This window comes from Ruegeria sp. YKSD163 (assembly GCF_059612905.1).
Genome location: NZ_JBXWRM010000011.1, coordinates 98,243 through 111,254, shown reverse-complemented (window position 1 = coordinate 111,254; position 13,012 = coordinate 98,243). Strand labels below are relative to the sequence as shown.

Annotated in this window: 11 protein-coding genes and 1 riboswitch; of the genes, 3 read left to right on the top strand and 8 right to left on the bottom strand. The window is 63.7% G+C overall.

All coding sequences use genetic code 11. From position 1 onward, the window contains the following. Positions 1-4: 4 nt before the first annotated feature. The 3 genes from gltS to AC2FNA_RS15460 form a co-directional block, all read right to left on the bottom strand. The gene (gene gltS / locus AC2FNA_RS15470; protein WP_496828001.1) at positions 5-1,216 is read right to left on the bottom strand and encodes a sodium/glutamate symporter; all 1,212 of its coding nucleotides are present in this window, start codon (positions 1,214-1,216) and stop codon (positions 5-7) included. Between the two features lie 18 nt (positions 1,217-1,234). After that, the gene (locus AC2FNA_RS15465; protein WP_496827999.1) at positions 1,235-1,759 is read right to left on the bottom strand and encodes a DUF6446 family protein; all 525 of its coding nucleotides are present in this window, start codon (positions 1,757-1,759) and stop codon (positions 1,235-1,237) included. Between the two features lie 108 nt (positions 1,760-1,867). Beyond that, positions 1,868-2,803 (bottom strand): glycine--tRNA ligase subunit alpha, encoded by a 936-nt coding sequence (locus AC2FNA_RS15460; RefSeq protein WP_496827997.1) that lies wholly within the window; start codon positions 2,801-2,803, stop codon positions 1,868-1,870. 209 nt (positions 2,804-3,012) lie between these two features. Between AC2FNA_RS15460 and AC2FNA_RS15455 the strand changes: the two genes are divergently transcribed. Beyond that, a complete protein-coding gene (locus AC2FNA_RS15455) occupies positions 3,013-4,764 on the top strand; it encodes a serine protease (protein ID WP_496827996.1) in 1,752 nt (583 codons plus the stop codon). Between the two features lie 100 nt (positions 4,765-4,864). On the opposite strand, the gene AC2FNA_RS15450 is transcribed toward AC2FNA_RS15455, so the two are convergent. The 3 genes from AC2FNA_RS15450 to folE2 all read right to left on the bottom strand — a co-directional run bounded on the left by AC2FNA_RS15450 (position 4,865) and on the right by folE2 (position 8,034). After that, positions 4,865-6,313: a TrkH family potassium uptake protein gene (locus tag AC2FNA_RS15450; protein ID WP_496827994.1), complete on the bottom strand. Its 1,449-nt coding sequence runs from the start codon at positions 6,311-6,313 to the stop codon at positions 4,865-4,867. Positions 6,314-6,363: 50 nt separating this feature from the next. Further along, a complete protein-coding gene (locus AC2FNA_RS15445) occupies positions 6,364-6,756 on the bottom strand; it encodes a hypothetical protein (RefSeq protein WP_496827992.1) in 393 nt (130 codons plus the stop codon). A gap of 174 nt (positions 6,757-6,930) precedes the next feature. After that, positions 6,931-8,034 carry a GTP cyclohydrolase FolE2 gene (gene folE2 / locus AC2FNA_RS15440; RefSeq protein WP_496827990.1) on the bottom strand — a complete coding sequence of 368 codons (1,104 nt, stop codon included), beginning with the start codon at positions 8,032-8,034 and terminating at the stop codon, positions 6,931-6,933. A gap of 231 nt (positions 8,035-8,265) precedes the next feature. On the opposite strand from folE2, the gene AC2FNA_RS15435 reads away from it, so the two are divergent. Both AC2FNA_RS15435 and AC2FNA_RS15430 read left to right on the top strand, forming a co-directional pair. After that, the gene (locus AC2FNA_RS15435; protein ID WP_496827988.1) at positions 8,266-9,051 is read left to right on the top strand and encodes a HalD/BesD family halogenase; all 786 of its coding nucleotides are present in this window, start codon (positions 8,266-8,268) and stop codon (positions 9,049-9,051) included. Positions 9,052-9,133: 82 nt separating this feature from the next. Continuing rightward, positions 9,134-10,897, top strand: coding sequence for an adenylate/guanylate cyclase domain-containing protein (locus AC2FNA_RS15430; RefSeq protein WP_496827986.1), 1,764 nt, complete (start codon positions 9,134-9,136; stop codon positions 10,895-10,897). A 3-nt stretch (positions 10,898-10,900) separates the two neighbouring features. Here AC2FNA_RS15430 and metZ read toward each other — a convergent pair whose 3' ends face one another. Beyond that, entirely contained in the window at positions 10,901-12,085 is a 1,185-nt protein-coding gene (gene metZ, locus AC2FNA_RS15425; RefSeq protein WP_496827984.1) for an O-succinylhomoserine sulfhydrylase, read from the bottom strand. A gap of 67 nt (positions 12,086-12,152) precedes the next feature. Further along, a riboswitch (SAM riboswitch) is annotated at positions 12,153-12,230 on the bottom strand. A 166-nt stretch (positions 12,231-12,396) separates the two neighbouring features. Continuing rightward, complete coding sequence (locus AC2FNA_RS15420) at positions 12,397-12,924, bottom strand: peptidoglycan-binding domain-containing protein (RefSeq protein WP_496827982.1); 528 nt, start codon at positions 12,922-12,924, stop codon at positions 12,397-12,399. Positions 12,925-13,012 lie beyond the last annotated feature (88 nt).

The following is a 13,012-nucleotide window of genomic DNA, read 5'->3' as shown; positions in this document are numbered from 1 at the left end:
GTCCTTAGAAATTGACGATCATCTGGATGACGACCGCATTGGCGATATCCACAAAGAAGGCGGATACAAGGGGGAGCACGATAAAGGCAAGAGGTGACGGGCCATAGCGCTTGGTCACGGCGGTCATATTTGCAATCGCAGTGGGCGTCGCGCCCAGGGCAAAGCCACCGAACCCCGCCGCCAGCACCGCCGCGCGGTACCCGCCGCCCATGGCGCGGAACAGGACCAGCAGGATGAACACCAAGGCAAACAGCGTCTGAAGCGCGATGATCACCGCCAGCGCCAGGCCGGTCTCGGCAATGGTCCAGAGTTGCAGGCTCATCAGGGACATCGCCAGGAACGCGCCCAGCGCAAATTCCGAGATCAACGCCAGCGTCGGCGTGCGTGACACGCGCGGGGCGCGCGGAAACAAGGCCGTGCGCAGGTTGCCCACCACGATGGCGGTCAGCAGGCAGGGCACGAAAAGCGGCAGTTTCAACCCCATCTGGTCGATGGTTTCATGCAGTGCAAAGCCCAACAGGATCGCCACGTTCAGCGTCAGCAGCACCCGCATCAGCGACTTGTGGTCGATCCGGGGCGGTTCCTCGTCCATCTCGTTGGGCAGACCAACGGTCAGTTCCTCGTCCGGACGGTTCGGGGTCAGGTTGCGACTGTCCACCAGATAAGTGGCGATCGGCCCGCCGATCAGCGCCGCAATCACCAGACCCAGCGTCGCCACCGCGACCCCCAGCTCGGTCGCCGCAGACAAGCCCGTCGCCCGTGCGACCTCGGGCGCCCAGGCGATGGCGGTGCCGTGCCCCCCGATCAGCGACGCCGAGCCGAACAAGACCCCCGCCTGTGCCGGGAACCCGAAGATCACCGCGCCCAGCACCCCGATCACGTTTTGCGCCAGAATGGTCAGCAGGGTCAGCACCAGGAGGATCGCCAGCGGTTTGCCGCCCGCGATCAGATCGCCAAGCCGCGCGTTCAGCCCGATGCCGGTAAAGAACAGAACCAGCAGGAAATCGCGCCCGGTCAGGTCAAAGACCAGTTCGATACCGAAGCGGGAATAAAGGCCCAGCACCACCAACGAGGCGAGCAAGCCGCCAGTCACCGGTTCGGGGATACTGAACCGTTCCAGAAACGGCAGCCGGTCGTTGATCCGCACACCGATCAGATAAACCGCAAGCCCCAGGGTCACGGTCATGAAGGCGGATATGTGCAGCGTCTCTGTCACCTGTCCCGAGCCGCCTCCTCAGTTCTTGGGCCGGGCTGGACATTCCTCGCCGACCACGGTGCCATCATAAGCTTTCTGCCCGCAATTGTTCAGCGCATGCCAGACATAGCCACGTCCGTCCTCGGTCACCGTCACGATCCGGTCGACTCCATAATGGATGTTCTTGGTCCCAAGAAACGCCCGCGCACGGCCGCTTTCCAGCGCCGCAGCAATTGCGGATGCGTCGTAGCAATCGAACCAGGCGGGCGCGGTCAGCGGTTCGGGCGTGGGAACGGGGTCATACGCCGCGCCCAACGCATCGAGGCTCAGTTCGGTGCGGAAACACGCACGATAGCGGATGGGCGAACTGTCGGCGTCGATGGCCTGGAACCCGTCATAGGCAATGGGCTGCGGTGTGCCGCCACCCAGCGGCACCAGCGCCACATCCTGCCCCGGCCTGCCCGTGACCTCGTAGTAGAAGCCATAGACCTGAAGGTAATACATCGACGCGCCGGCGGCCGCAGCACAGAGCAGCAGCACAATGACCAAGACCTTGCCTGTCATGGGTTTCTCCGATTGGGTGCCCGGACCCGATATCTGGTCCGTTCGAGATTGACCTTGCGGGCGGCGTGATGCGCCCCGATCCGGCCCGCCGGTTCTGCCCTGCCTGCCTCAGGCCGCAGCATACCCCCCGGCGGTCGTCTGCACAAACGCATCCGCGCATTGCTTGGCCAGCGCCCGCACCCGGCCGATATAGGCCTGCCGTTCGGTCACCGAGATCACGCCGCGCGCATCCAGCAGGTTGAAGATATGGCTGGCCTTGATGCACTGGTCGTAGGCCGGATGCGCCATCACGATGCGCTTGCCGGTCTTGGGATCGTCATGCGTTTGCGCCAGGATCGCGGCACACTCTGCCTCGGCCTCTTCGAAATGCCTCAGCAGCACCTCGGTATTGGCCACGTCGAAGTTCCAGCGGGCATATTCCTCTTCGGTCTGCTTGAACACGTCGCCATAGGTCAGCGGAATCGGAGAGTGCGGGTCGTTGAAGGGCATGTCCATCACATGGTCGATCCCCAGCACATACATGGCAAGTCGCTCCAGACCGTAGGTCAGTTCGCCCGAGACCGGCGCGCAATCATACCCGCCCACCTGCTGAAAATAGGTGAACTGGCTCACCTCCATGCCGTCGCACCAAACCTCCCAGCCCAATCCCCAGGCGCCCAGCGTTGGGCTTTCCCAGTCATCCTCGACAAAACGGATATCATGAAGGTCCATATCGATTCCGATGGCCTGAAGGCTTCCCAGATAAAGGTCCTGGAGATCCGGCGGGCTGGGTTTGATCAACACCTGATACTGGTAGTAATGCTGCAACCGGTTGGGGTTCTCGCCATAGCGCCCATCGGTCGGGCGGCGCGAGGGCTGCACATAGGCCGCGGCCCAGGGCGCACTGCCCAACGCGCGCAGCGTGGTGGCAGGGTGGAAGGTACCCGCGCCGACCTCCATGTCATAGGGTTGCAGAATGGCACAGCCCTTGGACGCCCAATAGGTTTGCAGCCGCAGGATGATCTCCTGGAACGAGCGCGGAGCGGTAGGGGTCGGATGGGTCATGGCGGCCTCGGGCGCTGGATGGCGATAGGATCGCGCCTTTCCTATGCAACCGCCCTTCCAGCGTCAACGGCGCTTCTGCCCTGCGCCGGCCCGCCGCTGCGCTGATATCGCCACACCGGCCCATACCGCATGCCTGCCCCATGGCATTTGCCGGCAATTCCTGCATAACCTGCGAGGACGATACGTATTTGAAGGTACGAGACCCAACAATGATAAGACCGCTGATCGCCGTCCTTTCTCTTTTTTTTCTGATTTCCACAGCCGCGCAGGCCCAGCAATCCGCAAATGAGGTGGTCTGGGTCCAGATCGAGGCGCAACCCAATCTGCGAACGGCGCAAGAGCGCGCGCAGGCCTATGCAGCCGACCTGTCGGACGTGGCTGGCTTCTCGCTGGGCGGAGGCTGGTACGGGATCGTGCTGGGCCCCTATCTGCGGGACGATGCCGAACAGGCGCTGCGCGTGTATAGGGCCGAGCGGCGCATCCCCGGTGACAGTTTCATCGCCCTGTCAAGCGCGCTGGGGCAACAGTTCTGGCCGGTGGGCTCGGATCTGCTGAACCGGGGCGCGGTTGTCGCGCCGGTCGAGCAGACCGCGCCCGAGCCGGTGGCCGAAGCTGCGCCACAGGTGCAACCGGAACCGGCGGACGAAACCCCTGCCCAGGCCCGCCGCAGCGAACAGGCGCTGAGCCGGGAAGAACGGCAAGCGTTGCAGATCGCCTTGCAGGCGGCCGGTTTTTACAATGCCGCAATCGACGGCGCCTTCGGCGCTGGCACCCGCCGGTCGATGGCCGACTGGCAGGGCTTCAACGGGTTCGAGGTGACCGGCGTGCTGACCACCCGCCAGCGCAAGGTGCTGATGGATCAGTATAACGCGCCGCTGATCTCGACGGGCATGGCGCGTCACCGCGACACCGCTACCGGGATCGAAATGGACCTGCCGCTGGGCGTGATCCGGTTCAGCCGCTACGAGGCACCCTTTGCCCATTTCGACGCCTCTGACACGCTCGGCGCTCGGGTGCTGCTGATCAGTCAGCCCGGTGACAAGGCGACGCTCTATGGTCTCTATGACATCATGCAGACGCTGGAGATCGTGCCGCTGGACGGTCCGCGCGAACGACGCAGCGACAGCTTTACCCTCGAAGGACGCGGCAATGGCATCGTATCCTATACCGAGGCTGCGCTGAGTGGCGGCGAAATCAAGGGTTTTACCCTGATCTGGCCTACCGGCGACGAGGATCGCCGTACCAGGGTTCTGGATGCGATGCGGGCCAGCTTTACCCGCACCGAAGGAGTGCTGGACCCGGCGACGGGTGGCGATGCGGTACAAAACGTCGATCTGGTCTCGGGGCTGGAAATCCGCAAGCCGCGCCTGTCACGCTCGGGCTTCTATATCGATGGCAAGGGCACCGTGATAACCGTGGCCGAGGCGGTGCAGGGCTGCACCCGCGTAACGCTGGATGGAAGCTATGACGCGCGCGTGGTCGATACCGATGCCGGTCTGGGCGTGGCGGTGCTGCGGCCCGATCAGGCGCTTGCACCGATGGTGGTGGCCGGATTGGGCCGCGAGATGCCGCGCCTGGGCGCGGAGATCACGGTGGCGGGCTATGCCTACGAAGGTATCCTGGGCGCCCCGACACTGACCTTTGGCACGCTCGACGACGTCAAGGGCCTGCGCGGTGAAACCGAACTGGCGCGGTTGGGCCTGTTGCCGCAAACCGGCGATGCGGGCGGACCCGTGATCGACGACCAGGGCGCGGTGGTTGGCATGCTGCTGCCGGAGCCTGCAACCGGCCAGCAGTTGCCGCGCGGAGTAAGCTTTGCCGCCAAGGCGCAGGCCCTGCGCGACGTGCTCGCCGCTTCGGGAATGACCCCACGTGAGGCGGCGCCGACAGGACGGATCACTCCGGACGAACTGAACCGACGCGCCAGCGGCATGACGGTTCTTGTCAGCTGCTGGGATTGAGACCCGGCGTTCCGGCAAAGCCGGAATTTTGCAAAAATTCCGGCCTGGAAAACATCCGTTTTCCAGGCCGTTTTTCGTGACGAAAAACGGCTAACCCCGATCAGGCGCGCCAGAACTGCACGGTAAAGAGGACATAGACGGACATGACTTCGAGCCGCCCGATCAGCATGCCCACGCTCAGCATCCACTTGGCGGCATCGTTCAGCCCGGCGAAGTTACCCGCCGGTCCGATCTGATCGCCCAGCCCCGGCCCTACATTTGCAATCGCTGTCGCGGCACCTGACAGCGCGGTGATGAAGTCGAGCCCGGTGAGCGCCAGCCCCCAGGCCAGAACGCCCATGGTCACGATGAAAAAGACAAAAAAGCTCATCACCGAGCCCAACACATCCGGCCCGATCGGACGACCCTGGAAGCGGGGCAGAAACACTCCGTGCGGGGTGCGGATCCGCTGCAACTGCACCTTGATCGAGGCGAAAAGCAGCTGATAGCGGAAGATCTTCACCGAACAGGCGGTCGATCCGGCGCAGCCACCGATCAGCCCGATGACAAAGAACATGGTGACCAGAAAACCGCCCCAGCCCATGTAATCAACGCTGGCATAGCCGGTGCCCGAGATGATTGACGTGATGTTGAACAACGCCTCGCGAAAGGCCTGTTCAACATGATGTGGAAACACCGTTGTCAAAACCACGGTGGTCATTCCGACCAGGATCGCGATCACGATGAGGAACACATGCACCTGGCTGTCGCGAAACAGCGGCGCCGAATGCCCGTTCACCATCTGCACATAGCGCACGAATGGCAGCGCCGCGAGGATCATGAAGACCGAGGCGGCATATTCCGGCAGACCTTGGAAAGTCCCAAATGAGGCGTCGTAATTCGAAAATCCACCGGTCGAGACCGTGGTCAGCGAATGCACCAGCGCGTCGAAGAAACTCATCCCCAGCGCGCCATAGACCAGGGCACAGGCAAAGGTCAGCGCTACGTAGATCACCGTGATCTGGCCCGCGATCTCCTGCGCGCGGGGCAGGATCTTGCCCATCGTGTCGAACCCTTCCGAGCGGAAGATCTGCATGCCCCCGACCCGCAATTCGGGCAGGAAGACCATCGCCACCACGATGATCCCGATGCCCCCCAGCCATTGCAGCACCCCGCGCCACAAGAGCAACCCGCGCGGCAACCCGTCCAGCCCCGAGATCACCGTAGACCCGGTGGTGGTCAGGCCCGACATCGCCTCGAAGAACGCATCGACAAAGCGCAGCTCCGTCGCGCCGAACATGAAAGGCAAGGCGCCGAACAGCGGCAGCGCCACCCAGACCAGCGTGGTCAGCAGAAAGGTCTGCTGGATGGTCAGCCCCTCGCGGACGCCATTGGCACAGCTCAGCGCAAGAATGCCCCCGGTCAGCACGGTTATCACACCGCTTTGCAGAAAGACCGGCCATTCGCCGCGCCCATCGATCAGGTCGGCGGCAAGCGGAAGCACCATGGTGGCGCCAAGAATGGCAACCAGCAGACCGATCACATATCCGACGGGGCGCATGTCCAACATGAGGCGCAGGGTTGGCGCCCCTCGGCGCCGGAGTCAAGCGGCTGCGCGCGTCACTTGTCCAAGGACTCTTCCTTGACCGGCAAGGGCGCCGGTGTCGCGGGCTTGCGCCGCCGACGGGGGGCCGGATGTGCTGCCGCGACCGGCGTCATCGGCTGTTTGGGTTCGGGCTCCTGCGCCATGGCGGACTTGGCGACCACTTCGGTTACCTCCGGCGCCTCGCCTGCTGCCTCCTGCTTTGACACCGGTTTCGCAGATGCCGGCTTCTTTTTCGTTGCAGGGGCCGAAGCGGCCGCCTGCAACGCCTGAACCTGCGCAAGCGGCGCATTGAGTGCTGCGCGGGACAGGATATGCATCACGCGCAACTGGTTGCTGATCGCATATCCGGCCAGCCGATAGGCGGCGGCCTGAACATGTAGCGGAGAGGTCATCTGTAGCATCGCCATCTTACTCCATCAGACAGATCGGGCGAATGCAGCATCCGGTCGGGAAGCGAGGCGGCCCGATAAGCGAATCTGCATCAAGGCCAGTCTACGGCACACAATCCGTGATTGCGTAGCAAAAATGCCGCAGCGCGGCATAAATCCGCCACCGCGCCGCCCGACTGTCCAAGAATGCGGCTATCCGACGTGGAACAGCGTGGTGAACAGGCGCGGGTCAATGCTGGCCGAGGCAAAGGTGGGCCCCTCGGTCAGGATCGACACCGCGTCATGGCTGTGCAGGCTTTCCTGGTGGCTGGCGATCACCCGGAAGTCACCGACATGGTGATCGGCCTGCAACTCGGCACAGAACAACCGCGCCGCATCCTCGACAAAGATCGGATTGGCGGCATTCAGCTCGGCAAAGGCCTGCTCGTCCTCGCGCTTGACCATCACCTGGGTCTCGGTCGGTACTGCCCGGCGGCAGAGCGCGATCAGATCCTCGAACCACAGGCAATCGGCGTTGCAATCGACCACCACCGAAATCCGTGCCACCGAACGCTGTGAGTGCGGGGTGGCCAGCTGGCCGCGCGCCGAACGCGCGTGCTCACTCAGCTCCAGCGAACAGGGACAGGTCGAGGAATAGACATAGTCGAGATGTATGATCTTGAGCCGTTCGCCATCCTTTTCGACCAGCTCCAGCGCGATGTCGTAATACTGGTATCCCTCCAGCCCCGAGCGCAGGCTGCGCACCTTGTCGGGAAACGAGAACCGCATCTGGATGCGCGCGTCAAACGTGTCCAGATCGGTCATGTAGTCGTCCAGCGCCGCTTCCATCACCTCGAAACTGAAGGTGCGCTCGGCATGTTTGTAGAACGACCGCATGATGCGGGACATGTTGATGCCCTTCTTCTCGGCATCCAGGCTCACCGTGCCGGTCACCGAGGTTTCCAGCGTCAGATCGTCGCCGCCCTTGCGGTGAAACCGGATCGGCAAGCGGAAATTCGAGATGCCGACATGCTGGATCTGCTGCTTGGCGCCGCGGATAAGACTGGCGGGCCCGTTCTGCAAATCGGGCAGCGTGTCGCGATAGGCTTCGTCGGCAACGAAGTCCTGCGGATAGTGACGCGACAGGTCGGGATAGTTCGATGGCATGGCGCCGGGGATCAGTCTGGCCACCGCCGGGTCAAGCAGGCTGACCTCGGTCGCGCTCGCCTTGGCAGCCCAGCGCCTCAGCACGTCCAGCGCCGCCTCGGCCTCGTCCCGGTCCGGGGTGGGGTTCACATCGCGAGGGTGAATGTTCATGCCGTGCGTCCTCGATTGATCGCGGTTTCATAGCTGATCCCGCTCAGGGTTCCAATGCTCCCTGTTACGTAGAACATAGCAGACTGGATTTGTTTTTCCTGCAAAACCCACCGCTTCGATGTCCGAAACCGGCACAAAGCCCCTGCCGGTCGCAAAGCGCAGAGCAGGTTTTTTTAGTGGACGCGCGCCCGAATACCATCAGATTGAGTCAAACCCGCGGGGAGAGAACCAATGCACGATATCATCGATCTACATCGCTATCCGCTGGACCGGCCCGGCAGCTCTGACTGGCAGGCGCTGGTGGATCGCTGCCGTGCCGACCTTGCCACCAGGGGCATGTTCGACCTTGACGGCCTGATACCACTCGATATCGCCGCCAGCATGGTCGAGGCGATGATCCCGCGGTTTGCCAGCGACGCCTTCCTGCACGAACGCATGCACAACATCTATTTCAAGCCTGTCGAGGATTTGCCCCAGGATCACCCCGCGCTGCGGCAGTTCAGAACCGCCAACCGGACCTTGTGCGCCGACCAGATCATCGGATCCCCCCTGTTGCGCCTATATGAATGGCCGGAATTCGCCCTGTTCCTGGCCGCCGCACTGAACAAGACCGAATTGCATGTGATGGACGATCCGCTGGCGCGGGTAAATGTCATGGCCTATGGCGCGGGTCAGGCACTCAACTGGCATTTCGACCGGTCCGAATTTACAACAACGCTGTTGTTGCAGGCGCCTGAGGCCGGTGGCGGGTTTGAATACCGCACCGACCTGCGAAGCGAGGCCGACCCAAATTACGACGGTGTCGCCCGCTTGTTGGCCGGGGATGACCCTGACAGCCAGATCGTGACACTCAGGCCCGGCACGCTCAACGTGTTCCGAGGCCGCAACACCGCCCACCGCGTCACGCCCGTCGAGGGCGCCCGCGCCCGCGTCATCGCGGTGTTTTCCTACTTCGAACAGCCCGGCGTGACCTTCAACGAGGCCGAGCGGATCGGCTTCTACGGACGGGCAGGCTAGCACCAAGCCAGAGCAAAGATTTCCTTGCCGTAGGGCTGGTTGTTTGCAAACTTGCGATACCTCCGCGTCCAACGGGTTATCCATGCAACGCCGCCTGACCACCCTCGTCGCCGCCGATCTGGTGGGTTATTCGCGGCTGATGGCCGCGGACGAGGAAGGCACGGCAAAGCGTCTGCGCGATTTGCGCGACAACGTGATCCTTCCCGGTCTGGCGGCGGGCGACGGGCGACTGATCAAGACCATGGGCGACGGGCTCCTGGCCGAGTTCCCCTCTCCGGTGGCAGCGGTGCGCGCCGTGACCGGCCTCTTGCGCGAACTCGCCAGCCGCGAGGCCGGCCAGCCCGAGGATCGCCGGATGCGATTCCGGGTCGGCATCAACCTGGGCGACGTGATCATCGACGGCGACGATGTGCTGGGCGATGGCGTCAACATCGCCGCCCGGCTGGAAAGCCTCGCCCCGCCCGGTGGCCTCTGCATCTCGCGTAGCGTTCACGACCAGGTGCGCGGCAAGGTCGAGGCCGAGTTCACCTCGCTCGGCCCGCAGATGGTCAAGAACATCCCCGACCCGGTGGAGGTCTGGCGCGCCGAACTGGAAACCACCGCGCCGGTCCCGAAAACGGAAACCCTGCGCCCCACCATCGCAATCCTGCCCTTCGACAACATGTCAACGGATCCCGACCAGGAGTTCCTGGCCGATGGCATCGTCGAGGACGTGATCACCGAACTCAGCCGTTTCCGATCGCTCTTCGTGATCGCCCGCAACTCGACCTTCGCCTACAAGGGCACCCACAAGGACATCCGCCAGATCGCCCGCGAACTGGACGTGCGTTACGTGGTCGAAGGTTCGGTCCGCCGCGCCGGCAACCGCCTGCGGGTCACCGCCCAGCTGATCGAGGCCGAGACCGGGCGCCATATCTGGGCCGACCGCTGGGACCGCACGATGGAAGACCTGTTCGACCTCCAGGACGAGCTGACCCGCGCCATCGTCTCCTGTGTCGAACCGGAACTCGGCGCGCATGAACGCGCCATGGCCCGGGCGAAACCGACGGGCAGCCTGACCGCCTGGGAGCTCTTCCAGCGCGCCAACGCCGCCTACCTGAGTTCCACCGAGGAAGGCTATGCCAATTGCCTCGAATGGTGCAGCCGCGCCGTCGAGATCGACCCGAATTTCGCGCTGCCACACAGCTTGCTGGGGCGGCTCCACTGGTACCGCTTGATGACCCGCCGCGCCGCCGATGTCGAGGCAGAGATCAGGACCGGCCTTTTCCATTGCCACCGGGCCATCGAGATCGACGACCGCGAGGAACTGGGCTGGGTCGCCCTGACCTGTGTCCTGTCCTATGCGGGCCGCGAGGCCGATGCCCGCGCCGCCTTGAAAAAGGCCGAGGCGCTCAACCCGAACAGCGCAACCGTTTCCCTCGCGCGCTGCATCTTCTGCCTGTTCCAGTCAGAGCCCGAAGCCGAACGCATGGAAGCCTCCGCGCGCAAGGCGCTGAGCCAGAGTCCGCGAGACCCGAATGCCTGGGCCTACCAGGCTTTTGTCGGTCACGCTCTCATGTTCAAGCACAGCGGTATGCATGCGCCCGAGGTGCGCGAAGCCTACGAGGCCGCCGCCGCCTATGAAAATGCCGAGAGCTGGGCGTCCTTCGTCTGCGCGATGTGCAATGCCGCACAAGGCCGGCCCGAGCAGGCACAAAGATACCTGGATCGGGTGCTGCAAATGCAGCCAGACTTCACCCTTTCAGGTTGGTTGGACGCCTTCAACACTCCAATTTCCGGTTTTATCAACCATCGCCACCGGGCAGAATTGGAAACCCTCGTCGCGATGGGCCTGCCGCGCGACTAGGACTCAGACCTGTTCCAGCGCCTTCCGCAGATCCGCCAGCAGATCGCCCGCGTCCTCCAGCCCGACCGAAAACCGGATCAGCCCCGGCGTGATGCCCAGCGCCGCGCGCTGCTCCTCGCTCAGCCGCTGGTGGGTGGTGGTCGCCGGATGCGTGGCGATGGATTTCGCATCACCCAGGTTGTTCGAGATCACCGGGATCGTCAGCGCGTTCAGGAAGCGGAAGGCAGCCTCTTTGCCGCCCTCGATATCCAGCGACAGAACCGTGCCACCCTTGCCGCCCAGTTGCGTCTGCACCAGCGCGTTCTGCGCATGGCTCTTCAGCCCGGGATAAAGCGTGCGCGCCAGCGCCGGATGCCCCTCCAGCGCCTCGGCCAGCTTCTGCGCGGTTTCGGCCTGCGCATTGACGCGCAGCGCCATGGTCTCGATCCCCTTGAGCATGATCCAGGCGTTGAACGGGCTCAGCGCGCCGCCGGTATGTTTCAGATAGGGTTCCACCGTGCCCCGGATGAACTCGCGGCTGCCGATGATCACCCCGCCCAGCGCCCGGCCCTGCCCGTCGATATGCTTGGTTGCGGAATAGACCACCACATCGGCGCCCTGCTGGATGGCGCGCGAGAAGACGGGCGTCGAGAACACGTTGTCCACCACCACCTTGGCGCCCACCGTATGCGCGATCTCGGCCACGGCGGTAATGTCGATCACCTCCAGCGTCGGGTTCGACATGCTCTCGAAGAACACCGCCTTGGTGCCGGGCCGCACCGCCGCCCGCCATTGATCCAGATCGGTGCCGTCGACGAATGTCACCTCCACTCCGTAGCGGGTCAGGATATTCTCAAGGATGTAAAGGCACGAGCCAAACAGCGCCTTGGCCGACACCACATGGTCGCCTGCCTTCAGCATCGACACCAGCGCGCCATTGACCGCCGCCATGCCCGAGGCGGTGGCAAAGGCGTCCTCGCCCCCCTCAAGCGCGGCGATGCGCTCTTCGAACATCGCCACCGTGGGGTTGCCATAGCGGGCATAGATGAACTCGTCCGGCCCGCATTCGATGAACCGCGCCTCGGCCTGTTCGGCGGTCTCGTAGACAAAACCCTGCGTCAGAAAGATCGCCTCACTCACCTCGCCCCATTGGCTGCGGCGTGTGCCGCCATGGACCGCCTGCGTGCGCTTGCTCCAATCCGTGCTCATATCCGTTCCTTTCGGCCCCGGAACCAGAAGGGCAAAGAAAAACCCCAATCGCGGGTCAAGCGAAAGGGGGTCTTTCATCCTGACCTTTTAGCGGTGATGTTTAGCGTGGCCCGCAATCCGGTAACAAATCGCCACGTGGTTCCTGAGTGGGGCTTTAGATCCGTGCGACGGTTGCGTCAAGCCTGCATGCGTCGGATCGCGATCCGGTCATCGGCCCGTTTCTTCGAAGTGCTGGGCGGAAATCTGCAAGAATTCCGAGTTGGAAAACCTGCCGTTTTCCGAGCCGGTTTTCTTGCGAAAACCGGGGCAATCTAGGCGCGCTCGACAGCCACCAGACCCATGTCGCGCGCGGCGGCGCGCGACAGGATGCCACTGTCGAGGCCCTGCGGCTTCTGGTAGCGGCGCACGGCGGCGCGGGTGCGGGCATCCATCTCGCCGCTTGGCACGCCACGATAGAGGCCTCGCGCGGCCAGCGCGCGCTGTACCGAGGCGACAAACTCCGGCGTCATTTCCTCGGCGCAGAGAGTTTCGAACCAGGTTTCCTTGCGCTCACGCACAATCTCTTGCCGGGTCTCGGTCTTGTACACGGCGGGCCGCAGCACGCTACCATCGCTCTGTACCTCGGCCGGTTGCAGCATCACCTGATGGGTCACCGTTTCGATGATCGCGGGTGTCACCTGCTTGCCCCAGCAGGTGCCCGGCGCTGCCCCCGGTGGCGCTTCGGCGGTAAAGCGCGACACTTCCGGCTCGCGAAGCGCATCCACATCCGGCAAGCCGGCGTTGCAGGCGCTCAGGCCAAGAAAGGCCAACGCACAGAAAAGGGCGGATCGTGACGTCATGCTCGGGCCTCTGGGGCTTTTGCGGCACATTACCCCATCTTGCCCCCCGCGCAAAGCCTCGAGGGCCCAGGCTGTGGCGTCGCAAAAA

Bases quoted from the DNA above. Each gene is read 5' to 3' on its own strand.
- AC2FNA_RS15465 (WP_496827999.1), bottom strand. From the start codon at position 1,759: ATGACAGGCAAGGTCTTGGTCATTGTGCTGCTGCTCTGTGCTGCGGCC.
- AC2FNA_RS15460 (WP_496827997.1), bottom strand. From the start codon at position 2,803: ATGACCCATCCGACCCCTACCGCTCCGCGCTCGTTCCAGGAGATCATC.
- AC2FNA_RS15455 (WP_496827996.1), top strand. From the start codon at position 3,013: ATGATAAGACCGCTGATCGCCGTCCTTTCTCTTTTTTTTCTGATTTCC.
- AC2FNA_RS15450 (WP_496827994.1), bottom strand. From the start codon at position 6,313: ATGTTGGACATGCGCCCCGTCGGATATGTGATCGGTCTGCTGGTTGCC.
- AC2FNA_RS15445 (WP_496827992.1), bottom strand. From the start codon at position 6,756: ATGGCGATGCTACAGATGACCTCTCCGCTACATGTTCAGGCCGCCGCC.
- folE2 (WP_496827990.1), bottom strand. From the start codon at position 8,034: ATGAACATTCACCCTCGCGATGTGAACCCCACCCCGGACCGGGACGAG.
- AC2FNA_RS15435 (WP_496827988.1), top strand. From the start codon at position 8,266: ATGCACGATATCATCGATCTACATCGCTATCCGCTGGACCGGCCCGGC.
- AC2FNA_RS15430 (WP_496827986.1), top strand. From the start codon at position 9,134: ATGCAACGCCGCCTGACCACCCTCGTCGCCGCCGATCTGGTGGGTTAT.
- metZ (WP_496827984.1), bottom strand. From the start codon at position 12,085: ATGAGCACGGATTGGAGCAAGCGCACGCAGGCGGTCCATGGCGGCACA.
- AC2FNA_RS15420 (WP_496827982.1), bottom strand. From the start codon at position 12,924: ATGACGTCACGATCCGCCCTTTTCTGTGCGTTGGCCTTTCTTGGCCTG.